The 25,385-nt window shown below is 72.5% G+C and carries 17 protein-coding genes and 1 pseudogene; 9 read left to right on the top strand and 9 right to left on the bottom strand.

The features are described from left to right. Window positions 1-384: 384 nt before the first annotated feature. Window positions 385-3,195 carry a LuxR family transcriptional regulator gene (locus MXD61_RS28305; RefSeq protein WP_248811463.1) on the top strand — a complete coding sequence of 937 codons (2,811 nt, stop codon included), beginning with the start codon at window positions 385-387 and terminating at the stop codon, window positions 3,193-3,195. 61 nt (window positions 3,196-3,256) lie between these two features. On the opposite strand, the gene MXD61_RS03765 is transcribed toward MXD61_RS28305, so the two are convergent. Further along, the gene (locus MXD61_RS03765) at window positions 3,257-3,961 is read right to left on the bottom strand and encodes a TetR/AcrR family transcriptional regulator (protein ID WP_248811462.1); all 705 of its coding nucleotides are present in this window, start codon (window positions 3,959-3,961) and stop codon (window positions 3,257-3,259) included. Window positions 3,962-4,088: 127 nt separating this feature from the next. On the opposite strand from MXD61_RS03765, the gene MXD61_RS03760 reads away from it, so the two are divergent. Genes MXD61_RS03760 through MXD61_RS03750 form a run of 3 tightly spaced genes read left to right on the top strand, consistent with a single transcriptional unit; the run spans window position 4,089 to window position 9,423 of the window. Further along, entirely contained in the window at window positions 4,089-5,945 is a 1,857-nt protein-coding gene (locus MXD61_RS03760) for an ABC transporter ATP-binding protein (RefSeq protein ID WP_248811461.1), read from the top strand. Continuing rightward, window positions 5,942-7,789: an ABC transporter ATP-binding protein gene (locus MXD61_RS03755; RefSeq protein ID WP_248811460.1), complete on the top strand. Its 1,848-nt coding sequence runs from the start codon at window positions 5,942-5,944 to the stop codon at window positions 7,787-7,789. The genes MXD61_RS03760 and MXD61_RS03755 overlap by 4 nt, the downstream gene beginning before the upstream one ends. Window positions 7,790-7,824: 35 nt before the next feature. Next, window positions 7,825-9,423: an MFS transporter gene (locus tag MXD61_RS03750; RefSeq protein ID WP_248811459.1), complete on the top strand. Its 1,599-nt coding sequence runs from the start codon at window positions 7,825-7,827 to the stop codon at window positions 9,421-9,423. A 54-nt stretch (window positions 9,424-9,477) separates the two neighbouring features. On the opposite strand, the gene MXD61_RS03745 is transcribed toward MXD61_RS03750, so the two are convergent. The 4 genes from MXD61_RS03745 to MXD61_RS03730 form a co-directional block, all read right to left on the bottom strand. Next, window positions 9,478-11,406: an ABC transporter ATP-binding protein gene (locus tag MXD61_RS03745; protein WP_248811458.1), complete on the bottom strand. Its 1,929-nt coding sequence runs from the start codon at window positions 11,404-11,406 to the stop codon at window positions 9,478-9,480. Next, window positions 11,403-12,278, bottom strand: a complete 876-nt coding sequence (locus MXD61_RS03740) for an ABC transporter permease (RefSeq protein ID WP_248811457.1) — start codon at window positions 12,276-12,278, stop codon at window positions 11,403-11,405. Before MXD61_RS03740 ends, MXD61_RS03745 begins: the two co-directional genes overlap by 4 nt. Before the next feature lie 27 nt (window positions 12,279-12,305). Continuing rightward, window positions 12,306-13,250, bottom strand: coding sequence for an ABC transporter permease (locus MXD61_RS03735; protein ID WP_248811456.1), 945 nt, complete (start codon window positions 13,248-13,250; stop codon window positions 12,306-12,308). 161 nt (window positions 13,251-13,411) lie between these two features. Next, window positions 13,412-14,980, bottom strand: a complete 1,569-nt coding sequence (locus tag MXD61_RS03730) for an ABC transporter substrate-binding protein (protein ID WP_248811455.1) — start codon at window positions 14,978-14,980, stop codon at window positions 13,412-13,414. Between the two features lie 157 nt (window positions 14,981-15,137). Here MXD61_RS03730 and MXD61_RS03725 point away from each other — a divergent pair, with 157 nt between their 5' ends. Both MXD61_RS03725 and MXD61_RS03720 read left to right on the top strand, forming a co-directional pair. Beyond that, window positions 15,138-15,941, top strand: coding sequence for a TetR/AcrR family transcriptional regulator (locus MXD61_RS03725; RefSeq protein WP_248811454.1), 804 nt, complete (start codon window positions 15,138-15,140; stop codon window positions 15,939-15,941). A gap of 401 nt (window positions 15,942-16,342) precedes the next feature. Next, entirely contained in the window at window positions 16,343-18,046 is a 1,704-nt protein-coding gene (locus MXD61_RS03720; RefSeq protein WP_248811453.1) for an HNH endonuclease signature motif containing protein, read from the top strand. Window positions 18,047-18,220: 174 nt separating this feature from the next. On the opposite strand, the gene MXD61_RS03715 is transcribed toward MXD61_RS03720, so the two are convergent. Further along, a complete protein-coding gene (locus tag MXD61_RS03715) occupies window positions 18,221-19,519 on the bottom strand; it encodes a hypothetical protein (RefSeq protein ID WP_248811452.1) in 1,299 nt (432 codons plus the stop codon). Window positions 19,520-19,598: 79 nt separating this feature from the next. Between MXD61_RS03715 and MXD61_RS03710 the strand changes: the two genes are divergently transcribed. Then, a complete protein-coding gene (locus MXD61_RS03710) occupies window positions 19,599-20,408 on the top strand; it encodes a glycosyltransferase (RefSeq protein ID WP_248811451.1) in 810 nt (269 codons plus the stop codon). 37 nt (window positions 20,409-20,445) lie between these two features. Here MXD61_RS03710 and MXD61_RS28640 read toward each other — a convergent pair. Beyond that, window positions 20,446-20,640, bottom strand: a pseudogene (locus MXD61_RS28640) (DUF2278 family protein); the annotation flags it as partial. Window positions 20,641-20,784: 144 nt separating this feature from the next. Here MXD61_RS28640 and MXD61_RS03705 point away from each other — a divergent pair. Continuing rightward, window positions 20,785-21,615: a siderophore-interacting protein gene (locus MXD61_RS03705; protein ID WP_248811450.1), complete on the top strand. Its 831-nt coding sequence runs from the start codon at window positions 20,785-20,787 to the stop codon at window positions 21,613-21,615. Window positions 21,616-21,725: 110 nt separating this feature from the next. Here the strand turns inward: MXD61_RS03705 and MXD61_RS03700 are convergent, their stop codons facing one another. Both MXD61_RS03700 and MXD61_RS03695 read right to left on the bottom strand, forming a co-directional pair. After that, window positions 21,726-23,171: a glycoside hydrolase family 3 N-terminal domain-containing protein gene (locus MXD61_RS03700; protein ID WP_248811449.1), complete on the bottom strand. Its 1,446-nt coding sequence runs from the start codon at window positions 23,169-23,171 to the stop codon at window positions 21,726-21,728. 143 nt (window positions 23,172-23,314) lie between these two features. Continuing rightward, window positions 23,315-24,121 carry an SAM-dependent methyltransferase gene (locus MXD61_RS03695; protein ID WP_248811448.1) on the bottom strand — a complete coding sequence of 269 codons (807 nt, stop codon included), beginning with the start codon at window positions 24,119-24,121 and terminating at the stop codon, window positions 23,315-23,317. Window positions 24,122-24,507: 386 nt separating this feature from the next. Here MXD61_RS03695 and MXD61_RS03690 point away from each other — a divergent pair, with 386 nt between their 5' ends. After that, a complete protein-coding gene (locus MXD61_RS03690) occupies window positions 24,508-25,314 on the top strand; it encodes an OmpA family protein (RefSeq protein ID WP_248811447.1) in 807 nt (268 codons plus the stop codon). The last annotated feature ends 71 nt before the right edge of the window (window positions 25,315-25,385 follow it).

The raw sequence follows: 25,385 nt of genomic DNA, 5'->3' as shown, positions 1-25,385 counted from the left end.
GGATCGCCGTTTCGGGGCACCTCGGTCCGGCCCTCCGACGGCTTTTCCAACTGCTCGATCCGGTTTATCCAGCTGGCGTCCGAGGGGGAACCGTGCGCCGGGCGGAAAAATGTCAGGTGCTCCGAGTGAAGGTGTTGCCCGCCGGTCGAAGAAGCCCGGTGAAAGCCTCGCGGGAGAAGGAGAAGGAGCGAGCAGAGGCCTTTCTCCGGTGGGTGGCGACATAGTTCGGGTCCCGTTCCGGACATGGGTACGGGACATTCCCAGACACGCGGACGTTCAACAGGATGGGACGTATGCGGAGAACACGGGATCCACGACGGTCTGTCGCCCCAGCTCCCTGTTCGGCCCGGTGCTCCGGTGCGTAGCGACTCCCGCTGCCGCTCCGTGACCACATCGCCGGGCCAGGTCGATCCGTCCGGCAGGCTCGGTGTGGGCGGCCGGGGCGGTACGGGCGAACCTGCGGGTGCGGTGGCCGTGGATCGGCGCCGGCCGTGGCCGGCGTCACCCACCGGCGGCGGCCCGGCCATCAGCAACCAGATCTGGCCGCTGGCCGCCCGCGACGGTGAACTCGCCGCCGTGGTCGGCGCGGTGCGCCGAGGCGCGAGCGTGGTGCTGGTCGGTGAGCCGGGGGTGGGCAAGACCCGGCTGCTGCGGGCCGCGCTCGCCGAACTCGAGCAGACCGGCGAACCCGTCTGGCTGGTCGACGCGCCGCACGGCACCGACCCGGACCGACCCGGCTCCCTGCTGGTGACGCTGGCCGCGCACGTCGACGCCCGGGAGCGGCCGGTGGTCCTCGGGATCGACGACGCGCATCTGCTGGAATCCGGCTCGGCGGCGATGGTGCACCATCTCGTGGCCACCGGAAGGGTGCGACTGATCGCCGCCGTCTGCTCCGGGGAGTACCAGCACCGCGGGGTGAGTCGGCTGTGGCTCGAACGCCTCGCGGAACGCTTCGACCTGGCCGAGTTCGGCGAGAACGAGGTGCACACGATGGTCCGGGCCCGGCTGGGCGGCTCGGTCGACGCGGCGACCCTCACCCGGCTGCACCGGCTCACCCGCGGCAACGCGCTGTACCTGTGCGAGCTGGTCGGCCACGCGCTCACCGAGGGCACCTTCGGCTGCGACGAGGGCGTGTGGCGCTGGTCCGGGCAGGTGACCAGCGGCAGCCGGCTGGCCGACCTCGTCCGGCTGCGGCTGGCCGAACTCGAGCCGGACGAGGTCGAACTCGTCACGATGGTGGCGCTCGCCGAGCCGTTGGAGGCCGACCTGCCCGTCGTCGCGGAGCTGTCCGCCGCGGCCGAATCCCTCAACCGACGGCGGATCGTGGTGGCCGACGGCACCGGGCGCCGCGTCGCCCTGCGGCTGAACTACCCGCTGTACAGCGAGGTGCTCGTCGACTCCCTGCCGGAGCTGACGGCCCGGCGGCTGCGGGTACGCCTGGCCGCGGCGATCGAACGCACCGGCCTGCGCCGGCACACCGACCTGCCGCGGGCCGTCCGACTACGCCTGGACGCGGGCCAGCTGCCCGCCCCGGCCGACCTGATCGAGGCCGCTCAGCGCGCCGCGGACACCTGCGACGTGGAGTTCGTCGAACGGTTGTGTCGGCTCGCCGTCGCGGTCCGCGAACCGGCACTGGCCCGCGCGCGGATCGAACCGCTGCTCGCGCGGGCCCTGACCGGGCAGGGCCGGCACGCCGAAGCCGAGGAGGTCTTCCGTCGCCACCACGACCGGGCCCAGGCCCAGCTGCCGGCGGACGTGGTCCGCTCCCGGGCGCTGAACCTGGCCGGTGGACTCGGTCAGATCGAGCAGGCCGAGGCGCTGCTGGCCGACGCGCAGGCCGCGGCGCACCCCGACGAGGCGGCGACGCTGCCGGCCACCCGGGCGATCGTCTGGCTGTTCGCCGACCGGGTGCCGCCAGCCCTGACCCTGATGCGTTCCGCGATCGCCGGGGAACGGGCCGACTCGCCGCTGGTCCGCGAGGCGCTACCGCTCATGGCGCTGGCCCGCACCGAACTCGGGGACGCGGCCGGGGCGCTGCACCTGCTCGACGTCCACGCTGGCGCCCTGGACAGGTGGGCCGATCGGCACTGGTTGCCCCATCAGCTGGCCACCGCGCACGCCTGCCTGGCCCTGGGCCGTTCCACCCAGTCGGCGGCGGCGCTACGCGAGGTGCACACCCGGCTCACCCAGACCGGTGGTCGAACCGTCTGGAATCCCCTCGCCGTCCTGGTCGAGGCCCGCCACCTGCGGCTGTGCGGCCAGGCGGGGGAGGCGCTGGAGCTGCTGCGACGGGCCTGCGGGTCGGGCGCGGGCCCACCGGACGCCGTCGGCGGGCCCTACGTGCGGGCGTGGCTGCGGGCCCAGCTCGCCGGGGCACTCGCGGAGACCGGCGCGCACGCCGAGGCGATCCTGGGGATCGCGGCGGCCCGCGCCCTGTGCGGACCCGATGGCGGCCTCGCCGTCGTCCGCGGCTGGGTGGCGATCGAGGAGATCGTCGTGTTCGCCCACGCCGGGGACCGGTCGAAGGCGGTGGCCCTCGCGTTGCAGTGGGCCGACACCCTGCTCGCCGCCGGCCGGGTCACCCGCGCGGTGGAGGTCCTGCACGTGGCCGCGCGGGTCGGCGTCGCCCGGGCAGCGGCCGCCCGCTGCGCCGCCCTGGTCGCCCGGATCGGCGCGCAGGACGTCGCCCACGTGCGCTCCGCACACGTCCAGGCACTGGCCGACGGCAACGGCGACGCCCTGCTGGAGGTTTCCCGACGGTTCGCCCAGGCGGGCCTGCTGCCGCTGGCCGCCGAGGCCGCCCTGCAGGCGGCGGTCGCGCACGAGGAACGAGGCGAGCACCGCCGCGGCCGGCTGGTCCGCCGCCGCGCGGCCGACCTCGCCGCCCGCTGTCAGGGTCCGCTACCGCCCTGGGTGTGCGCCGAGGCCGAGGCGGGCGCCCCGGCCACCCCCGCCGACGGCCTCGCGGTGCCCGGCGGGGAGCTCACCCCACGTGAGCGGGAGGTCGCCGGGTTCGCGGCGGTCGGCCTGTCCAACCGGGAGATCGCCTCCCGGCTGGTCGTGTCGGTGCGGACGGTGGAGAACCACCTGCAGCGCGTCTACGGCAAGCTCGGCGTCCTGCGGCGCACCGACCTGGCCCTGCGCCTCCAGGACGCGTCCGCGTTCGGCCGCACCTCCGACCTGCCCCTGCGCTGACCGCCGCGCCGCTGGCCGTCTGGTCGAGGGCCGGGCCGGGCCGGACGGTGCCGGGCCGGGTTCAGGGGTGGTGGCTCAGGGTGGTCAGCCAGCTGGCGGCGCCGTCCAGCGCCCGCTCCACCGTGAACTCGTAGAACTCCAGATCCAGGACCGCGGCCGGCCGTGGGTCGCGGGCCCGGGCGAGGGTGTCGACGCTGGCCGCGGCGAGCCCGGGCGGCCCGTCGTCCTGGAAGTCACCGAGCACCTCGGCCATCCGACCGCGGGACTCGGGCCGATCGTCGCGGTCGTCCTCCACCGCGACCATCATGAACGCGGTGTTGAGCAGGAAGCGGTAGACCAGGGTGGCATCGGCGCCGAACCCGGCCCGCTGCAGCACCTGGATGCCCCGGTCGATCGTCGGCAGGGCCGCCGGCACGGTCGGCCCCATCAGCACCACCCGCCGGGCCAGCCCCCGGAACTGGCGCAGCACGCCACGTCCGTCATGCAGCAGGTGACGGAACCACTCCCGCCACTCGAGGCCGGGGTCGGGCACCGGGATGAGCGCGATCACCCGGTTGGTGATCGCGTCGAGAACCGCCTCGCGGTCACCCACGTGGTGGTAGATCACACCAGGCCAGACCTCCAGGGCGGCGGAGAGCTGGCGAATCGACCAGCCGTCCAGGCCTGAGGCGCGGGTCAGTTCGAGGGCCACATCCACGATCTTGTCGGCCGTCATCGGCGGCAGCCCGGCGGCCGGACGCGAGCGCGAGGAACTGGGCCGATCCATGTCGTCACCCTAACTGTCGATCCCAGGGGCGCCCGGCACCTATTAAGGTTGACCTAAGCTGTTAGACAGTGTCTAAGATGGGCGGGACGCTGTCCGGCGAATCCAGACGTCAAGCGAAGGTCGACAGATGAGCGAAGATCGAGCGGCGCTCGGGGTGCTGCTGCGACCCATCCGAGGCCGGCTGTGGCTGGCCACCGCCGTGCAGGCCGTCGCCACCGCCGTCGGCGTGGTCCCGTTCGTGGCGGTCGCGGAGCTCGGGCGCACCCTGCTCGCCGACGGCCCGGTCGATCACGATCGGGCCTGGGCGGTCACCTGGGTGGCCGCCGGGGCGGTGCTGGTGCGCCTGGTCCTGCTCGCCGCGGCCGGCGGGGTCAGCCATTTCGCAGACAACCAGCTACAGCTCGACATCCGCCGGCGGGTCCTCGCCCACCTGGGCCGGGTGCCGCTCGGCTGGTTCTCCGAGGGCAACTCCGGGGGCGTCAAGAAGGCCGTCCAGGAGGACGTGGCGACCATGCACCACCTGGTCGCGCACTCCCGCCTGGAGATCACCGCGGCGGCGGTCGGCCCGCTGGTGACCCTGGGCTACCTGTTCTGGGTCGACTGGCGGATGGCGCTGATCACGCTGGCGCCGCTGGTCGTCGGGCTCTACTTCTACGCCCGAAACCTCGGCGCGGTCGGCGCCCAGCTCGGCGAGTTCGACCAGGCGATGGGGGCGATCAGCGCCAGCACGGTCGAGTTCGTCGACGGCATCTCCGTCGTGAAGATCTTCGGGCGGGCCCGGGGTGCGCACGACCGCTTTCTCGCGGCGGCGGACGACTACGCCACGTTCTTCCGGGGCTGGGTGACCTCGACGATCGGCCTGCGGGCGATCTCGGAGATCCTGCTCTCGCCGGTGGTCGCGCTGCTCGTCGTGTTGACCGGTGGTGGTCTGCTGGTGACACGAGCCGATCTGTCGGGTGTCGACCTGCTGCCGTTCGCGCTGCTGGGCACCGGCCTGTCCGCGCCGATCCTCGCGCTCAGCTACGGCATCTACAACATGCGTATCGCGCACCAGGCCGCCGTGAACGTGCGAGGCGTGCTGGCCGTGCCCCCGCTGCCCCTCGCCGCCACGGCCACCCCTCCCACCCCTCCCACCCCTCCCGCCGATGCTGTCGGTGCCGAGGTCGTGCTGGACGGCGTGCGGTTCTCCTACGACGGACGGACCGAGGTGCTGCGTGGCATCGACCTCACGCTGGCCCCGGGGACGATCACGGCGCTGGTCGGGGCGTCCGGCTCCGGCAAGTCGACACTCGCGTCCCTGGTGCCACGCTTCGACGACGTCACCGACGGTGCCCTGCGCCTGGACGGGGTGGACGTGCGTGAGCTCCACCCCGAGGAGCTCTACCGGCGGGTCGCGTTCGTCTTCCAGGACACCCACCTGCTGCGCGCCTCGATCGGAGACAACATCCGGCTGGCCCGACCGGACGCGGACCTCGCCACGGTCCGGGCCGTCGCCCGGGCGGCCCGCGTCGACGAGCGGATTCGCGCGCTGCCCCGCGGCTACGACAGCGTCGTCGGTGAGGACGCCCAGCTGTCCGGCGGTGAGGCGCAGCGGGTCGCGATCGCCCGTGCCCTGCTCGCCGACACCCCGGTGATCGTCCTGGACGAGGCGACGGTGTTCACCGACCCCGAGGCCGAGGCCGACATCCAGGACGCGCTGTCCGAACTGACCCGCGACCGCACGGTGCTCGTCATCGCCCACCGGCTCGCGACGATCGTCGGTGCCGACCAGATCGTCGTGCTGGCCGACGGCCGGATCGCCGAACGCGGCACCCACGGCGACCTGGTCGCCGCGGGCGGCCGCTACGCCCACATGTGGGCCGCCCACGAACAGGCCGCCGACAGCCAGCCCATCCCCGAGCAGCCCATCCCCGAGCAGCCCGGTCATGAGCGATCCGGCCATGACCAGCCCGGCCTCCCGACCGGAACGGAGCAGGGACGATGATCCGCCGACTGTTCGCTCTGCTCGGCCCCGAACACCGCGGTGAACTGCGCCGGCTGCTGGGCTGGCTGGTCGCGGCGGCCGCGCTGCAGGGCGCCGCGTTCGTGCTGCTCGTGCCCATTCTGCGGGCCCTGCTCGGCGACGACCCGGACAGCGTCTGGCCCTGGGTGATCGCCCTGGCCGGGGTCACCCTCGGCTACGGCGTCGCCCACCAGATCGGCCTGCTGGCCAGCGCGAACGCCGGCGCCGGCCTGTCCCGCACGGTGCACCACCGGATCGGGACGAAGGTCGCCGCCCTGCCCCTGGGCTGGTTCTCCGCCGACCGGACGGCCGCCGTCAACCAGCTCGCCACCCGCGATGTCATGGACGTCATGGGGGTGTTCGCCCACCTGCTGCGTCCGCTGCTCACCGGCTTCGTCACCCCGGCCGTCGTCGTCGCGCTGATGTACGCCTTCGACTGGCGGCTCGCACTCGCCGCGACCCTGACCATCCCGGTGCTGGCGGTGGTGTACCGCTGGGCCAGCCGGCTCTCCCGCGCCGCCGACGTGGCCAGCGACGAGGCGCAGGTGTCGGCGGGTGCCCGGATCCTCGAGTTCGCCCGGGCGCAGCGGGTCCTGCGGGTGTTCGGCCGCGGGCCGGCCGGCTCCGCCGCCCGCGCGCTCGACGACGCCCTCGTCCGCCAGCGTGAGGCCGGGCATCGCCAGCTGAGTCGGGCCGTCCCCGGTCTGATCGGGTTCGCGGTCGCGGTCCAGGCCGCGTTCACCGTGCTCATCGTCGTCGGCACCGACCTGGCCCTCGGCGGCTCCCTGGACGCGCCGACCCTGCTTGCCCTGCTGGTCCTCGCGGCCCGGTTCGTCGAACCGCTGACCGAGGCCGCCGTGCTCGGCACCGAACTGCAGAAGGCCGACCGGGCGGTGGCCCGCATCGAGCATCTGCTCGCCGTCCCGCAACTGCCCGAACCGGCCGCCCCACGCCATCCGACCAGCACCACCATCGAGTTCGACAGCGTGGTGTTCAGCTACCCGCCGGCCCTGGTCCACTCGCCGGCCCCGGTCGAAGGGTCACCGGCCGACGTCGAGGCGGGACGGCGGGTGCTGTCCGGGGTGTCCGCGCGGCTGCCCGCGGGAACGACGACGGCGCTCGTGGGCCCGTCCGGCGCGGGCAAGACGACGGTCACCCGGCTCATCGCCCGGTTCTTCGACGTCGACTCCGGCGCGGTGCGCATCGGTGGGGTGGACGTCCGCCAGATCGCCACCGACGAGCTGATGTCGCTGGTCTCCGTCGTGTTCCAGCACGTCTACCTGTTCGAGGGCACGATCGAGGACAACATCCGGGTCGGCCGTCCGGATGCCACCGACACCGATGTGCGGGCCGCGGCCCGGCTGGCCCGGGTCGAGGAGATCGCCGACCGGCTGCCCGACGGCTGGAACACCCGGGTCGGTGAGGGCGGCAGCACCCTGTCCGGCGGTGAACGCCAGCGGGTCTCGATCGCCCGCGCCATCCTCAAGAACGCCCCGATCGTGCTTCTGGACGAGGCCACCTCGGCCCTCGATCCGGAGAACGAACAGGCCGTCGCCGAGGCCCTGAGCGCCCTGCGGGCCGGCCGCACCGTGCTCGTCATCGCCCACCGGCTGGGCACTGTCACCCAGGCCGACCAGATCCTCGTCCTCGATCAGGGTGTCATCGCCGAGGCCGGCACCCACGCCCAGCTCATCGGGGCCGGCGGCCGCTACGCCGCCTTCTGGAAACGCCGCCGGGCCGCCGCGGGCTGGCGCATCGCCCCGGTGGGGGCGACCCCCGACCCCACGGCCACCCTCGCCCGCCTTCCGCAGACATCCACCCCGTAGGTCCGTCCATCCTGGCGTTGTAGGGAGCGGTTCCGATGCGTAAGTGGCTACCCCTGATAACGGTGTCGCTCAGCACGTTCATGCTGCTGGTCGACATCACGATCGTGAGCGTCGCCCTCCCGGAGATGGCCCGCGCGCTCGACTCGTCGTTCACCGACCTGCAGTGGACCGTCGACATCTACGTGCTGGTGCTGGTCGCGCTGCTGATGGCGATCGGCTCGGCGTCCGACCTGGTGGGCCGGCGCGCGGTGTTCCTGGCCGGCCTGGTCGTGTTCGCCGGCGCGTCGCTGGCCTGCGGGCTCGCGCAGAGCACCGAGTTCCTCATCGCCGCCCGCGGGGTGCAGGGGCTCGGTGGCGCGGCGATGTTCGCCACCAACGCGGCGCTGCTCGGCGCCACCTACCGTGGCCGGGACATCGGCATCGCGTTCGGCGTGTGGGGCGCGGTCAACGGTGCGGCCGCGGCGCTGGGCCCCATCCTCGGTGGACTGCTCACCCAGCACGTCAGCTGGCGCGCGATCTTCCTGGTGAACCTGCCGATCGCCGTGATAGCGATCATCATCGCGGTGCGGTACGTCGCCGAGTCCCGCGAGCGCGCGGGTGCCCGCATCGACGTGCCCGGCACCGTCCTGTTCACCGCCGCCGTGTCCCTGCTCGTCTACGGCCTGATCGAGGCCGGCGACAGGGGCTGGTCGGATCGGGTGACCCTCGGCTGCCTGATCGGCGCCGCGGTGGCGGTGGTCGTGTTCGTGATCGTCGAACGGCTGCGGACCGACCCGATGCTCGATCCGCGGCTGTTTCGCGGCCCGTCGTTCTCCGCGTTGATGCTCGGCGGTCTCGTGCTGACCGGTGCGGCGTTCGCCAACCTCGTGTTCGTCTCGGTGTGGGCGCAGACCGTGCTCGGTCTCGGCCCGGTGAAGGCCGGCCTGGTACTCACCCCGCTCGCCGGGGTGTCGTTCGTCGTCGCCGGGGCCGGCGGACGGCTGCTGCACGGCGTCCCCGCGCGCTACTCGATCGGCGCCGGACTTCTGCTGGTCGGCATCGGCACCCTGCTGGACATGCTGGTAGCCCCCTCCTCCGGCTGGACCGCCCTGCTCGCCGGCCTGGTCGTGACCGGCATCGGCGTCGGCCTGGCCTCCCCGGTGCTCGCCTCCGCCGCCCTCACCACCGCCCCGCCGGAACGCGCCGGCATGGCCAACGGCGCGATGAACACCTTCCGCCAGCTTGGTTTCGCCGTCGGCGTCCCCGTCTTCGGGACGGCCCTGGCCAGCCAGGCCCGCGACAGCCTGCGCGGCAGCGGCCAGTTCGACGACCCCGCCGCCGCCGCCAGCGCCCTGTCCGGTGGCGGTGCCCCCGAACTGCTCACCCGCGTCCCCGCCGCCGCCCGCGACGCCGCCGACCACGCCCTGCGCACCGCCTTCACCGCCGGCCTCGACCGCATCTTCCTGGTCTGCGGCATCGCCGGCCTCCTCGCCGGCGCCGCCGTCCTGACCCTGGTCCGCCCCGCCCCCACCGGCCCCGGTCCCACATCCACCCTGGACGGCGACACCCCCGCATCGGACGGCGTGGCGCCTGCCGGCCTCCCCACCCCCACCCGCGGCGACGGCGGTTCGGTCCCCACCGGCGCCAACACCTAGCCCGCGCCTCGCCGATCGCGGCGTGAGAACGCACGGCGGCACGAACATCGCCGGCTAGGAGCGGGCGGTGAGGTGGCCGTCACGCAGCTCGAGGATGTGGTCGGCCACGGCACCGACGGCGCCCCGGTCATGACTGATGAACACGACGGCCAGCCGGTGCGTGCGGACGAGACGGCGGATGAGCTGGCAGAGCGCGTCGGTCGACACCGCGTCCAGGGCGGAGGTCACCTCGTCGCAGATCAGCACATCCGGGTAGGTCGCCAGGGCGCGGGCAAGCGCGAACCGCTGCCGTTGGCCGCCCGAGAGCAGCCCCGGTCGCCGGGACGCGAGCGACGGATCAAGCCCGAGCTCGGCCAACAGCCCGGCCACCGTGGCCCTGCCGTCCCAGCGCGGGCGGGTGTCGTCGGCGGCCAGCCGGTAGGCGTCCGCCACGCCGGCGCCGACGGGACGGCGCGGGTTCAACGAGGTGTACGGGTCCTGGAACACATAGCCGATGCCTCGACGCTGCCGCGGTGGACGTCGCACCGCCGCGGGCCCCAGCGGTACCCCGTCCAGCTCGACGCTGCCCGCGTCCCAGGGGTGCAGACCCAGCACCGCCCGGGCCAGGCTCGTCTTCCCGGCCCCCGACGCGCCGATCACCCCGACACATTCGCCGCGCCGGACCGTCAGATCAACCCCCCGCAGCACCTCGACCCGTTGCCGCCCGCCTCCCGCCGACACCCGCAGTCCCGCGACACGCAACACCACCTCCCCGGCCGGCTCCGCGTTCCTGGCCGGCTCGGCCTTCCTGGACAGGTCGGCCTTCCTGGACAGGTCGGCCTTCCCGGATGGGGCTGCCTTCCCGGATGGGGCTGCCTTCCCGGATGTCGCCGGTGCGGGGAGAGCACCCGGATCCGGGCGGACCGCTGCCGCCGGATCGGGCTGGGCGGTCATGGTCAGTTCGGGGGACGGGGGTGCGTCCGGGATGGTGGGGCATAGCCGGCGGGCGGCGGTGACCAGCGCGGTGGTGGCCGCTGCCTGGGGGCGTTCGAGCAGGTCACGGGGCATACCGTGCTCCACGAGGCGGCCGGCGTCGAGGACGGCGAGGTCGACCGGGCCTGGCAGGCTCCGCACCGCGTCCAGGTCGTGGCTGATCAGGACGAGGGTGAACGGGCGTCGCGCGCGCAGATCGCCGATCAGGGTGAGCAGGGCCGTGGCCTGTTCGGGGGGGACGTTCGCGGTCGGCTCGTCCAGCACGAGCACGTCCGGCTCGCCGACCAGCGTCAGCGCGAGCAGAAGTCGTCCGCGCTGGCCGCCGGAGAGCTGGTGGGGATAACGCGCGAGGAAACCGGGATCGTCCGGTAGCCCGACCGCCCGCAACGCCGCCCGGACGGCGATGGCCCGCGCCGCCCGCGTCTCTCGTCTGGTCGGCGCCGACCCGCCGACCTGGGGTTTCCCGTTCGTCCGCGCCCGCGCCGGGTGCCCGCGGCCGCGCCGTCGGGTTGGTCCGGCGTCCGACCGGTCATCCAGAATGCTGCCGGGGCTGCCGTGGCTGCCGGGGCTGCCGGGGCTGCCGGGGCTGCCGGGAACACCGGGGCTGCCGGGAACACCGGGGCTGCCGGGAACGCCGGGAGCGTGGTGGTGCGGGGTGGCGACGATGGTGAGCATCTCGGTGAGGAGCCAGGAGACGCGCCGGGTTGGGGTAAGGGCGGCGGCTGGGTCCTGCGGGAGGTAGCGGACGCGGCGTCTGTGCAGGTCCCGGGCGCGGGGGGAGTGGCGGGCGAAGACGTCCACGTCGTCGATCGCCACCGTGCCACCGGTGTGCTGCAGGCCGGGACCGAGATGACCGAGCAGGGCCATGGCCAGGGTCGACTTGCCGGCACCGGACGGGCCGATGACGGCGAGCGTCGCATCGGCGGCCAGCTCCAGCGATATTCCGTCCAGGATGGGGTGCCCGCCCGGGGTGTGGATGCCCAGCTCCCGTACGGCGATCTTCGGAATCACGCGCGGTCCGCGCGGTCTGTGTCCGCGTGGGCAGAGCGGGCGGGGCGGTCCGCGCGGGTGGTCTGGTCCAGACGGGCCACGCAGGCGTCGCTGAGCAGGGTGACGCCGATGGCGAGCATCGTGATGGCGAGGGCGGGGGCCAGTACGGACCAGGGGGCGAGTGCCACCCCGGCGCTGTTCTCGCTGATCATCTGGCCCCAGTCGGGGGAGGGCGGTTGCGGACCGAAGCCGAGGAAACCCGCCGCGCTGATGACGAAGACGGACTCCACCACGCGGCTGCCCGTCCCGGCCACGATGATGGTCCACAGGTTGGGCAGGAGCTCGCGGGTCAGGATGCGGCGGGTCGGGGTGCCACACAGCACCGCGGCCTCGACGAACGGTTCGGCGACCAGGGTGCGGGTCGACACGTACACCACCCGCGCGGTCGTCGGGACGAGGACGACGACGATCGCGACGAACACCGCGGCCCCGCCGGCACCCACCGCACTCGCCGCCGTGGCGAGCACCACCACCGCGGGGACGGCGAGGACCACGTCCAACAGACCGAGCAGGGCGCGCGCGCCGTACCGGCCGAGCCAGCCCGCGAGCACCCCGAACAGGACCGCGAACACCTGCGCGGCCAGCACCGCGAGCAGGGTGACCAGCAGCAGACCGCGCCCGCCGAGCAACAGGCGGGAAAGGACGTCCCGGCCGAGGGTGTCGGTGCCAAGCAGATGCGCCGCGCTCGGACCGGCCAGCGGCGGCCCGACGCTCGCGGTCGCCGAGTACGGGCGGACGAGCCCGCCGACGAGCGTCGCGAGCACCGGCGGGGCGATGATCAGCAGGCCGAGCAGCAGGTCCGATCGGGGGGCGCGGGCCTTCACCGGGACCACCTGACTCTCACCGGGACCGCCGGGCTCTCACCGGGACCGCCGGGACTTCGGGGCGAGCAGGTACATGGCGGCGTCCGCCAACGCGTTCACCGTGACGACGAAGACCGCCACGACGACGGTCACGGCCTGGATGACGGGGACGTCCCGCTGGGAGACCGCGGTCTGCAGCGCCCCACCGATACCCGGATAGCTGAACACGATCTCGACGACCACGACGCTCGTCACCAGGGCGATCGAGGTCAGCGCCGCCGCCTGGCAGACCACCGGCAGGGCGGCCGGCAGGATGTGCCGGGTCGCCACCCGCCACCGGGGAACCCCGCGCAGTGCGGCGGCGAGCGCCCACGGGGTGGCGGCCGCGTCCAGCACACTGGCGCGGATCAGGCGGGTCACGTAGGCGAAGGTGCTCAGGATCAGAGCCGTCGCGGGCAGCGCCAGCAGCCGTGGTTGGAGGATCACCGGGTGGCGCGGGTCGACCAGCGCGAGCGCGGGCAGCCAGTGCAGCCGCACGGCGAACAGCGCGACGAGCAGCGCCGCGGTGACGAACGCCGGGATCGCCGAGACCGTCAGCGAACCGACGAGCAGCACCCGATCGGCGAGCCCACCCGGACGCAGACCCGCGAGTACCCCGGCCACCGTGCCGAGCACCGTGACGACGAGGAGCGCCACCGCCGCCAGCGTCAGACTGTTGACGAACGGACGGGACAGCAACGTGGTCACCGGCAGATCGTTGGTCTGCGACCGGCCGAGATCGCCACGTAGCAGACCGCCGAGCCAGTGGCCGTACCGTTCCCAGACCGGCTGGTCGAGACCGAGCCGGACACGCTCGGCGCGCAGCTGCTCCGCGGTGGCGTATGGCCCGAGCCGGGCCCGCACGATGTCACCGGGCAACGCCGAGGTCGCCACGAACACCAGCACGGACACGCCAAGCACGACAGCGACCGCCTCGGCCAGCCGCCGCCCTGGCTCGGCCACCCGCTCAGCCCATCCCCGGCCTCGGCCCACACCGCCAGCGTCCATGACGCCCCTGCCCGAGTCGTCCGCGCTGGGGGTGCCGTCCGTGCTGGGGGTGCCAGTCGTGCTGTCGACAGCGGAGACCGGGACGGGGGAGACGTCCGGGTCAGGGGACGCCGGGCTCACCCGGTGCGGTGGACGAAGCTCAGGTCGGCGACCCCGTAGTTGGGGTTCGCGTCGACGCCGCCGACGGACGGCGCGGTCGCGACCAGACGCGGCGCGAAACCCCAGACCAGGTCCGGGCCGGTGTCGTAGAGCTGCTTCTGCAGGTCGTCAAAGGCGGTCCTGCGGGCGGCCGCGTCCTGGTCACCGACGGCCTTGTTGTAGGCGGTGTCCCAGGCGGGCCTCTTCCAGCCGAAGTTGTACGGGCCATCCGAGAGGTAGATCAGGGGGGCCATGTCGGTGAACGCCCCGACCTGCGCGAAGGCCACCCCGGACGCCTTGGCCCACTGCTCGGGCTGGGAGAAGTAGACGTCCGGCGAGATGGTTCGCACCGTGATGTCGAAACCGACGGCGCGGGCCTGCTCGGCGAGCAGCTGTGTCGCCTCCACCAGACCGGGGCCGATCGGCGAGGTCAGCAGCTCGGCCTTGACCTGCGGCCTGCCGGCCTCGCGTAGCAGCGCGCGGGCCATGTCCGGATCGTGGGTGCGCTGCGCCAGCGCGGAGTTGTAGTTCGGCAGGCCCCGGCCCCACAGGTCGTTGCCGATGCTGCCGAAGCCGTACAGGGCGGTGTCAACGATCTTCTGCCGGTCCACGGCGTACTTGAGCGCCTGGCGGACCTTTTCGTCGTCGAACGGCGGGGCGAACATGTTCAGGAACCACGCGAGGCCCTGCTGGGCGCCACTGCGGTGGATGCTGATGGCCTTGTCCGCGCGCAGCGTGGACGCGTCCAGGTAGGCGACGTCGTCGGCCCACTCGACCTGGCCGGAGCGCAGCGCCGACAGCCGGGCCTTCGCGTCCGCCGCGGCGACGAGCTCGATGCGGTCGAGGTGGCCGCGGGCGTCGCCGTCCCAGTAGTCGGTGCGCCGGGTCAGGACGGTGCGCTGCCCCGGCGTGAAGGACTCGATCCTGTACGGGCCGCTGCCGACCACGTCGCCGAGCTTCGTCGCCGGCTTCCCGCCTGGCATGATCACCAGGACGACGCCGCTGACCCGGGCTGGCAGGTCGTAGACGGGGGAGGTCAGCGCGATCGTCGCCGTGCGCGCGTCGGTGGCCCTGCTCGCCTTCGCGTCGAACATCGCGATCGACGCGCCGCTCTCGGTACCCGTGAACGCCGCGAAGCTCGCCAGCACGTCGGACGTCGTCAGGGGCTTGCCGTCCGAGAACGTGATGTTCGGCTTGAGCTTGAGCGTCCACCGCGAACCATCGGCGTTCGGCGTCAGGCTCTCGTACAGCCGCGGCGTGACCGAACCATCCGGATGGGCGTCGCCGAGCCGCTCGTAGACCGCGAGCCCGCGCACCGATCCCAGCACGTCATGGCCGTGGATGATGTCCAGTGTGTCGGCCGGGCTGCTGGCGTAGGCCGCTCGCAGCGTACCCCCACGCCGAGGCGTGGAACTGGCCGCCGCCACGGGACCCGCCGAGCCGCTGGAGTCATCCCCGCAGGCGGCGAGCAGCGACGGCACACCCAGCGCCCCGAGCGCCACCATGCCGGCGCGCCCGAATCCCCGCCTGGTCAGCGCCCCGCTCATCGGACATCAACGTTCATCAAGGCCTGCTCCCCGCTTCGTCCCAGATCGCTGTCCCGGTGTCCGGACAACTTAGGCGTACCTTACGCGTACATTGCTCGCGTAAGGAAGTCCTAAGTTTGCTTCTGGATGGCACCTTGTGGTGTGCGAAGATGACCAGGTGGGGACCCCCGGTGCGGACGGCAGCACGCTGAGTCCCGACGGCACGCTCAGTCCCGACGGCACATTGAGTCCCGACGGCACATTGAGTCCCGACGGCACATTGAGTCCCGACGGCACGCCGCGAGCGGTCACCGGTGTCGTGGCGGCGGCCACGCCGCTGGGCCGCTACGGGCATCGGCGACCGCGACCCGGGCTCAGCCGGACCCGGGTCGTCGACGCGGCGCTGCAGGTCGTCGCCCGGGTCGGGCTGGACGGCCTCACCATGCGGGCCGTCGCCGCCGAACTGGACACGGCGACCACCTCGCTCTACCGGCACATCGCCGACCGGGAAGCCCTGCTGGCCGCCATGCTCGGCCGGGTCGCCTCGCACCTGCCGGTGAACGCGCCCGGTCACACGCCGCTGGAACGCCTCACCGCCCGCCTGGTCGGCGCGCACGACCTGCTCGCCGCGAGGCCGTGGGTGCCGTACGTCCTGGTCGCCGGGCAGTATGTGGCGGCTGAGTCACTGGCCTTCGACGAGGCGAACCTCGCCGATCTGGTCGCCGCCGGTCTCGCCCCGATCGCAGCCGCGATCGCCTATCGAGGCTGCTGGCATCTGCTGGTCGGCGAACTGCTCGACCAGCACGCCCTGCCCGCCGCGGTGGCCGCTCGCCGCCGCCACCGAGCCGCCCTCCCCGTGGACGACCTTCCGCTGCTGGCCTCCGTCGGCCCCACCCTCGCCGACCCCGCGGCGGACACCTTCGCCCAGTCCGTCGCCCTCCTGCTTCGCGCCGCCCTCGCCGACACCACGACCGCCGACTGACGCCACCGTTTTGCCGGCTGGCACCGTTTCTGCCGGCTGGCGCCGCATGTCGGCTGGCACCGCACTGTCGGCTGGCACCGCACTGTCGGCTGGCACTGCCCTGGCGATTGGGCCGCCGTCGCCGGCGGGGCTGATGGTGGCTGGCGGCGGAGCTGATGGCGGTGTCGGATGGGGGCTCGGATGCTGGTCGGGTGCCGGGCTGGGCCGCACCCGAAGCCGGGCGGTTGATCCTGACTTCGACCGTGCCCACCGACCAGGGTGGTGGGGTCTGGTCCGCGCACGATCCGATGGGCCATGGAACCGCGTAGTCCGTTCGGGTGGCAGCGTTTTCCACAGGGCCATTTTCCACAGATTTAGAACATGTGTTCGACATATGACTTCGGTCGAGCTATCGTCAGAGCATGCTCATTCATCCGAATGGAGCCGCCGGCCCTGAGCCGCCCGGAGGCTCCGCAGATATTCGTTCTGATGGTGGGAATGGTGGCTTCCCGGACGCCCCTGACATCCCTGCCGCGCAGGATGTCCCCGCGGGTTCCGATTCCTTTGATCGCGCTGTTCCAGGTCGTGTTTCGCAGGAGTTCCCGACCGAATCCGAGGAGGATGTTTCCGAGTTCACGGGCGGAGCTGGTTGCGACTCGTCCGGGAGCTGCGCGGGTGAGGCGTCGGGTGATGGCCGGTCGGAAGCGGAAAGCCTGCTGGGCGCGCTGGCCGCAACGGTCGAAGGCCTGCTGGGGTCGCAGGCGTGGCGTTGGTCATCCGACGACGTGACCGAGGCGATCTGCGCGTTGCGTGATCTGGACGCGCGATTGGCCGCGGTGCGCAGCATCATGCTGCTCGAGGCGCAGGATCGGGGGCTCGCGTCGAACGACGGCGCGATTGATCTGGCGCGGTGGCTGGCCGGGCGGCTGGTGCTGCCCAAGTCAGAAGCCGCCCGCCAGGTGGCCCTGGCGGAGAAGCTGTTCGCCGGCCCGTACCGGGCGACGGGTGAGGCGTTGGCCGCCGCGCGGATCAGCGCAGATCATGCCTTAGTGATCATGGAAGGGCTGGATGTCCTGCCGGAGCACCTGCCCGAGGCGGTGCGGGCGAAGGCTGAGGCGCATCTGCTGGAGGATGCCAGCCAGCTCGACTGGCGCCAGTTGAAGAGGGCCGCGATCCGGCTGCGTGAGCAGCTGACCCAGGTGGATACTTCGCCGGGCGGCGATGATCCGCATGAGGACAGCCGCACGGGGGAGCACTCCGGGTCTCGGGGCTGTGCCGGCGAGGAGAGCGAAGGCGAAGACGAGGGTGGCAGCTGTGAAAGCGGCGCCGGCGGTGACGTGGATGGCACGTTCGCTGGTGGGGGTCGGTGGCATGATCCGCTGGATGCACGGGGGCTGACGTTCGTCGACACCCCGGAGGGCACGACGCTGATCCGCGGAGAGCTCGACGCCGAGGGTGCGGCCCTGCTGCGCACCGCGCTGGACGGGCTGTCCGCTCCGGCGCCGGGCAAGAACGGGGTGCGTGACCTGCGCAGCCCCGCCCGTCGGCGGGCGGACGCGTTGGTCGAGTTCGTGCGCCGCGCGCTGTCGGCGGATGTCGGCCCGGCCGCCGGCGGGACTCGGCCGCATCTCACGGTCGTCATCGGATGGGACACGTTTCTTGGTGACGGAAACGAGCCGGCCATGACCGAATGGGGCCTTCCGCTTTCGCGGGAAGCCATTCTTCGGATCTCCTGTGACGCGCAGGTAGGCCGGATCATCCTTGGCCCCGACAGCGTCCCGTTGGATGTCGGCCGGTCGGAAAGAATCGTCCCGCCGCATATCCGCAGGGCGCTGGTCTCCCGGGATGTCTGCTGCGCTTTCCCGTACTGTGATCGCCCATCTTCATGGTGTGATGCGCATCATGTCAAGCATTGGGTCGATGGGGGCGAGACGAAAATCGATAATCTGGTTCTGTTGTGTTCCCGGCATCATCGGCGGGTGCATCGTGAGAAGTGGCAGATCGTCGTGAGTGGGGATCGCCGCCCCTCCTTCATTCCGCCCTCCTTCATCGATCCGCAGCGCCGTCCGCGGCGTAATCCGTATGCGCAGCCGCCGCCGGACATGTTCAGCGGCCTGCTCGGCTGAAGCCACTCCGGCGTGGTCAGGGAATCACCCGGACGGCCGGGTGGGCGCCTGGTCGGGCCTGCGATGAGGCATCCAGGAAGGGGATCCGTAGTGCTGTTCCGGTTGCGGTACCGGCCGGTGCGACAGCGCATGGGTGTGTCCGCGACGACGAGTGCGACGGCGAGCGCGGTGGGTTCAGCTGTCGTCGGGGTCGTCGTCCGGGCCGGGGCGCGGCTCGCGGCGGCGGCCCGGGCTGTCGTCACCGTTGTGATGCTGGCCGGTGAGGTACCAGGTGCCGGCGACGATGGTGACGGCGAACAGCAGCAGTCCGATGCCGAGGATGCCCATGAGCAGCGCCCGGGCGCCCAGGGAGAGATCGCCGGAAAGCGTGATCGGGAACGACCCGACGGTGAAGGCGATGGCCGCGGTGAACACGGTCACGAGTTCGACGGCCTGGATGGACGAACGCGACAGGGTTCGGCGCAGGTCGCGGTCGGCGGCGGCCTGGCGCTGCCAACGGGCCCGCTGCTCGCTGGTCTCGGCGGCGCGCAGCAGCCCCTCCTCGATCGACTCCTGCTCGCGCAGGTACTGCTCCTGGAGCGTGTTGTGGCTGATTCTCGAGCCGATCGCCGGCAACAGCCGTAGCGCGGTCTCGATCGTGCTGAGCGCCGCGGCGTAGTCGCCGCACAACCGGTGGCCGCGGGCGAGCCGGAAATGGAACAGGTGGTCGTCGGGGTAGGCCGCCACGGCCTCGGTGGCCTGCCGGCGCAGCCACTCGCCCCGTTCGGGAAAGCGCTTGGCCGCCCACAGCGCGTTCAGGCAGACATCAACGACGGCGCGGGTGCGCCCGGGCGCCGTCCAGGCCGCATCCAGCAGATCAAGGCCGTGGCCGATGGTGATGGTGGAACTGCCCAGGGCGGCGAAGGCGCGCAGCGCGGTGAACAGAGGGTCGTCGCGGTGCTGGCCGGCGGCGACGGCGAGCAGGGAGGAGTCGAGGAACAGGCGCAGCTCGTCGAAGGCGAAGTTCGCCCGCAGCTTACCGGCGTGGTAAAGCGTGGCGAAGGCGGCGATGTCGACCGACCCCTGGTACTGCTCGACGATCCGTCCGGTGGCGAGGCTGAGGTCCTGGCGGGACTCGACGCTGTCCCGGGTGATGAAGGCGTAGCCCAGCGTCCATTTCTCGATGACGGCCGGGCGGATGGCGCGGGGCTGCGGACCGGCCGGATCGTCCGGGTCGGTGTGGTCATACAGCCAGCGGGCGCAGCGGGCGGCGGTCTCGATCGTCGGCTCGGCCAGCAGCCGGCGCCGCCAGTAACGGTCGGCGCAGATCAGCCAGGGATCCACGGTGAAGTCCGCCGACGGAATCCGGAACGGCGGTTCGACACCCGCGTCGACGAGTTCGGCGGCGACGGTCTCGCAGACCCCGTCCAGCTCGCGGGAATCGGCGGCGGAAGCCGCGCGACTCAGCCGGCTGTTGATGGATGCAACGTCCACGCGACCTCTCTCACCGGATCTTTTCGGCATATCTACCACACTGATCAGGTGCGTCCCGGTACATACTGCGAACATGTGGGTGGATGTGGTCACCGCGGTGCACGCTGAGTACGCGGACTACCTGCCCTCGGCGTGGGAGTCGCTGCGCCGCCAGCACCATCCGCACTGGACGTGGCGTATCCAGATCGACGGGCCGGCCGAGGCGATCCGGGCCACGCTGGCCGCCTGCGGTGCCACCGACGACGGGCGGGTCGAGATCGCCGCGCATGGCACCCGTGAGGGTCCCGCCGTCGCCCGCAACATCGCCCTCGGTGCGTGCACCGCGCCGCTGATCCAGAACCTGGACGCCGACGATGAGCTCGAACCCGAAGCCCTCGGCGCCCTGTCCGGTGCGCTGGCAGCCCATCCCGACGCCGGCTTCGCCGCCGGGCACGCCCGCGACCTGCACCCCGACGGCAGCCTGCACGTCACGCCGCTGGCGATACCCGCCGGCCCGCTGGTCCGCGGCGCCCTCGCCGTCGCCTGGAAGGCAGCGCTGCCCGAGCGGACCCTGCCACCCATCCATCCCGCCGGTGTCATGTGGCGGCGCACCCTGCTGTTCACCCTCGGTGGATGGGCTGCGCTGCGTGGTGTGGAGGACACCGCGACCCTGCTCGCCGGCTCCGCGCTCGCCACGGGCGTCCTGCTGGATCTGCCCACCCTGCGTTACCGCCGTCATGGCGCCCAGCACTCGCGCCGAAACGAAAAATTCTCGGGGGGGGGTGCCAGTATCTGCTCATCTGGCAGCGCGCTTCGTTGCTTTTCGCCGGCCCGCCCTGGGCGGGCCACGAATCGTGGTGACGGGCCGGCGGTCGGATCAGAAGTAGGGGTCGTCCTTTGTCGGGGGTGAATGCGAAGATCTTTTCGGCGATGGATTCCGGACCACGCCGCTGCCCGAACACGTACAGCCGGGCCTCGGGGGCGGCCTGCGCGCGCGGCACGACATGTTCGAGACGCTCGAGTTTGTCAGCGAGGTCGCTGTCCAGGCCGGGGCGAGCCGAGGGCGGAACGTGCATCGCGGTACGCGAGAACAGGTTCGCGCGCAGGAAGCCGAGGGTGAGACCGGCGGGCGCACCGGCCAGCGGGTTCGTTGACCCGCGCGGAACACCCTCGTACTGTAGGTAAACCTTACCTACCGGGGGAGTCGTCGTGAACGATCAGGTCGTCAGGCGCGGTCGGCTTCGTGGGGGCCATCATCGCCGCCGTCCGGAACGGGTGGCCGCGGCATGACGAACCTGAAGGCGGCTGTGCGAGCGCTGTCGGTCGAGCGGCCGGGGCGGTTCCTGCGCTGCCCGGTGCAGGTGGAGTCCGTCGCCGTGGTCTCGCCGTCCTTCCAGCGGGTGACGCTGGTCGCCGACGGTTTCGCCGGGTACACCGAGCAGCTTCCGGCCGACGCGTTCCGGCTGTTCCCCGGTGCGGTCGAGCCGGGGGTGTCGCGGGCGTTCACCGTGCGGTCGTTCGATCCGGCGGAGAACCGGCTGGTCTTCGACGCACACGTCCATCGTGGTGGGCTCACAGCCCGCTGGCTTGACGGCGCCGCCGACGGTGGCATCGCCGAGCTGATCGGTATGCGGGTCGAGTTCGTCCCGGGGCCGATCGCCGCGCGGGTGGCCGACACGGTGCTGCTTCTCGCCGACCTCAGCGGTCTGCCAGCGGTCGCGGCCATCCTGACCGCGTTGTCGCCCGACCAGTCCGCCACCGTGGTGATCAGTGGTGCGGTGGCGGGGGACCAGCCGCTGCTGCCCGAGCGCCCGGGAGACGACGTCCGCTGGGTGCCCGCCGGTGGCCTGGTCGACGCGGTGGGTGGGTTGCCGCGCCCGTCCGGTGTGGCGGCGGGCTGGGTGGCCTCCGAAGCCGGAGAGGTCCGGACGATCCGGCGCCTCCTGCTCGACGAGCTGGGGGTGGACCGCACCCAGCTGCACGCCGCGGCCTACTGGAAGCGCGGGAGCAGTTTCGACGACCTCGACGCGCAGAACGCCCGCCGCTACGCCGAGGCGATCGCCGCCGGCCACGACGTCACCGACCCCGCCGTCCTCGAGGAACTCGCCTTCTCCTGACCGGGCTGGCTCCTGACTGGGCTGGTTTCTGGCCGGGCTGGTTCCTGGCCGGGCTGGCTCCTGGGTCGGCTGGCTGATGGCGGGGGACGGGGATCACGGGGGAGCGGGGGTCAGGGCGTCCCGTCGCAGGTGAGCAGGCCTGCTCGGGCCTTGCTGGTGAGGACGGCGGTGGCGGCCTCGGCGAGACGGTGGGCGAAGGTCGGGTCGCGGTGGGCCGCCGCGGCCAGCGCCGTACTCATCGTCACACCATCGGCGCCGCGTACCGACAGTGCCAGGTCCCCGCCGGCGGCGATGAAGCGCACGGCCCGTTCCCCCACCGGCACCGACCCGACGGCGACCGCCGCCCCCAGGTCGTCGGACATCACCAGGCCACGGAACCCCAGCTGCCCACGCAGCAGACCGGTGATGATCGGCTGGGAGAACACCGCCAACGCGGCCGGGTCAAGCCGCGGGTAGCGGGCCAGTGACACCATCATCGCCGCGGTATCGGCGGAGATCGCGGTGCGAAACGGCTCCAGGTTCGGGTCGGACGGGTCCGCCACGTCGTCCACGGCCTCGGTGGACGTGTCGGTGTTGGCGTGCACCCGGCCGAGCCCCGGGAAGTGCTTGGCCGTGGCCAGCAGGCCGCTGTCCTGCATCGCGGGGATGACGACGCCCAGCGCCGCGGCGACGCCGTCCGGGTCGGTGCCGAAGTTGCGCTGGGACACGCCGATCGGCGGGTTGGCCCGGGCGGTACCCGCGGCGACGGTGTCGGCGACCGGCGCCAGGTCCAGCGTCACCCCGGCGCCGGCCAGGGCGCGTGCCCAGCTCGCGGTACGTTCCCGCAGGTCGGACGCATCCCAACGGCCCTGTTCGACGGCGTTCGGGATGCGCTCGAAACCTGCCCCCGACAGCGTCTGGACCTGGCCACCCTCCTGATCCACCGCGATGTGCAGGGCGATGCCGACATCGCGCCGCGCCGCGTCCTGCACGGCGCGCAGATCCGCACCCAGCTCGGACGCGGGCTGGGTGGAACGTCCGGCCAGGAACACCCCACCAAGGCGGGAGCGCCGGACGACGTCGACGGCCGCCCGCGCCTCGGTGATGGGCACCCCGACCATGACGACCTGCCCGGCCTGCCCCTCAACACCCAACCCGCCCGCCCGAGCCGCGACGCAGGCCGCCGCGGCGACACTCAGCCCCGCGGCTGACCGTCCGCTCCCAGCGGACCCGGCGGACGTTCCGCCTTTTCCCGCCGCCGCCGTCGACCCCACAGCACCGCCACCGCCACCGCCACCGCTCGTACCACCGCGACCGCCGGCCGCATCCGGCCTGGTGGTGGCACTCGGACCGTCCGCGGCATCGAGGCGGTTGCCGAGGGCGACGGCCAGACCGGGGCTGGACGTGGCCGGATCGGGCGTCCGGGAGGGACTGTCGACCTGCGTGGACGCATCGACGTCGTGAGGTTCGGGCCGGCCGAGACCGCCCACGACGACGGAGCAGAACCCGAGGACCACCATCAGCAGCGCCGACACGGTGAGCCGCCGTCCGTCCTTACCACGAAAGATCCGGAGCATCGTGTTTACGGTACATTTCCGGCTCATGTCGATGTGCGCCGCGGGGTGGCCAGGGCACAGCGGGCAGCACGGTGACGGGAATTCTGACTGTGCGTGGGCAGCCTCTCGCCCGCAGGCCAGCAGCGAAAGTTGACCTTGCAACGCTAGGGCTTGCGGCCCACCCCGCCGTAGATGAACAGCGGCTCGGGCGCGGACCCGGCCGGGGGACGCCACAGCGGAGTCGAGACAACACCCGGCTCGACGACCGCGAGACCGTCGAAGAAGGACGTGACCTGCTCGGGCGTCCGCAGGTTGTACGGATGCCCGTCGGCCTGGGTGATCTCGATGGCCTTGTCGACGTCCTCGCCGTGGGTGCCGTCGTTGAGGGCGAGATAGCTGCCCGGGCGGACCGCGTCGAGCAGACGGGTCACGATGCTCGAGGCCTCGTCGTTGTCGGCGACGTTGCCCACGATGCCGAACATGACCAGCGCGACCGGCTCGTTGAAGTCCAGGATCTCGGCGGCCCCGGCGAGGATCTTCTCGGGGTCGCGGACGTCGGCGTCGACATAGGTGGTGGCCCCGCCGGGTGCGCTGGTCAGCAGCGCCCGGGCGTGCACCAGCACCAGCGGGTCGTTGTCCACATAGACGATGCGGGAGTCCGGCGCGATCCGCTGCGCGACCTCGTGGGTGTTGTCCGCGGTCGGCAGGCCGGTGCCGATGTCCAGGAACTGGCGGATGCCCGCCTCGCCGGCCAGGTACGTGATCGCCCGGACCAGGAACTCCCGCTGCGCCCGGGCGACCCGCACGATGTCCGGGTACACCTCGTAGACCTTGTCGCCTAGCTCCCGGTCAGCGGGGAAGTTGTCCTTGCCGCCGAGCCAGTAGTTCCAGACCCGAGCGCTGTGCGGCACGCTGGTGTCCACTCGCGACCAGGCGCTCTGCGCTGGTTCTTCCGTCCCCATATCAGCCATGATGCACTGTTCGATGCCGTCCGCGCCGACCTCTTCGCGCAGCGCGGCCGTTCGACACCGACATGCCGCGAACTTTTTCCATTGTTGGGTAGCCAGCGTTCATTTCATGGTGACCTGGCTGCGCGGCGCCTCGGCACTCAGGCGCCTCGGCACTCAGGCGTGGCGTGGCGTGGCGGCGTGGCGTGGCGTGGCGTGGTGTGGCGGGATGGCATGGCATGGCATGGCGGGATGGTGTGGTGTGGCGGGATGGTGTGGTGTGGGTACGGCGGCGCGGGATGGTCTGGGCGATCCGTCTGAGCTGGTGGTTCTCTGTCGGCTATCTGGCACTGTGACCGCCCGCGGGTCGGCCGGCGGTAGCGTCCCAGCCGTCCACGGTGGGGGAGCGCATGACGCGAACAGGAATGGTGACGCTGCTGGTCACCGCGACCGTCGGCACACTGCTCGTCGGTGGCTGCGCGGGCACGTCCGGGTCCGCCGGCGGCACGCCCTCGCCCCAGGCCCGGCCAGCCAGCACCGCGACCCCCCGACCCGCGACCGGCACGCCGACCGGCGATCAGTCCTCCTCGACGTTGCCGCCCGGAGCCACCCCGGGTCTGCATGACGTCACCGGGGACGGAACACCCGACCCCACCTGCGGCACCCGGGACCACGGCGCGGGACTCGTCCTGCGCCTGCCCTGCGGGGACGTCAGCGGCTACGCGCACACCCCGGAGGACGGCACCAGACTGGTCCCGGATTCGCTGTACCGACAGCCCGGACCCGACGACGTCGATCTCACCGGTATCTCGGCCGAGAACCTCGCCGCGACCGACGAGGCCGGCCGGGAGGTCTTCGTTCTGGTCTTCAACAGCGACGCCCTGTTCGAGACCGGCAGCTCCGTCATCGGCAGCACCGACACGATGGACGCGACCATCAGGCTGATCAACACACGTTACGCCGGCGGAGACATCCAGATCCGTGGCCACACCGACGCGACGGGCACGGCCGGTGCCAACCAGGCCCTCTCGGAACGCCGAGCCGCCGTCGTCCGGCAGTACCTCCTCGACCACGGGGTGCGCGCGGCCTCGGTCACCTCCGTCGGCCTGGGCAGCTCGCGTCCCCTGGCCGAGGAGACCAACCCGGACGGTTCCCCCGACCCGGAGGGTCAGCGTTTCGACCGCCGCGTCGAACTCGTCGTCCGCCTGCCCCGCTAGCGCACGCCCCACCCGGCTTCGGGACCGACCTCTCCCGGGGCGGGACCGACCTCTCCCGGGGCGGCCGGTTC

This window comes from Frankia sp. AgPm24, from assembly GCF_023243055.1.
Lineage (GTDB): Bacteria > Actinomycetota > Actinomycetes > Frankiales > Frankiaceae > Frankia > Frankia umida.
This window is presented reverse-complemented; position numbering and strand designations above follow the sequence as displayed.

Bases quoted from the DNA above. Each gene is read 5' to 3' on its own strand.
- MXD61_RS03750 (WP_248811459.1), top strand. From the start codon at position 7,825: ATGCGTAAGTGGCTACCCCTGATAACGGTGTCGCTCAGCACGTTCATG.
- MXD61_RS03695 (WP_248811448.1), bottom strand. From the start codon at position 24,121: ATGGCTGATATGGGGACGGAAGAACCAGCGCAGAGCGCCTGGTCGCGA.
- MXD61_RS03720 (WP_248811453.1), top strand. From the start codon at position 16,343: ATGCTCATTCATCCGAATGGAGCCGCCGGCCCTGAGCCGCCCGGAGGC.
- MXD61_RS03705 (WP_248811450.1), top strand. From the start codon at position 20,785: ATGACGAACCTGAAGGCGGCTGTGCGAGCGCTGTCGGTCGAGCGGCCG.
- MXD61_RS03700 (WP_248811449.1), bottom strand. From the start codon at position 23,171: ATGCTCCGGATCTTTCGTGGTAAGGACGGACGGCGGCTCACCGTGTCG.
- MXD61_RS03690 (WP_248811447.1), top strand. From the start codon at position 24,508: ATGACGCGAACAGGAATGGTGACGCTGCTGGTCACCGCGACCGTCGGC.
- MXD61_RS03760 (WP_248811461.1), top strand. From the start codon at position 4,089: ATGAGCGAAGATCGAGCGGCGCTCGGGGTGCTGCTGCGACCCATCCGA.
- MXD61_RS03765 (WP_248811462.1), bottom strand. From the start codon at position 3,961: ATGGATCGGCCCAGTTCCTCGCGCTCGCGTCCGGCCGCCGGGCTGCCG.
- MXD61_RS03755 (WP_248811460.1), top strand. From the start codon at position 5,942: ATGATCCGCCGACTGTTCGCTCTGCTCGGCCCCGAACACCGCGGTGAA.
- MXD61_RS03730 (WP_248811455.1), bottom strand. From the start codon at position 14,980: ATGAGCGGGGCGCTGACCAGGCGGGGATTCGGGCGCGCCGGCATGGTG.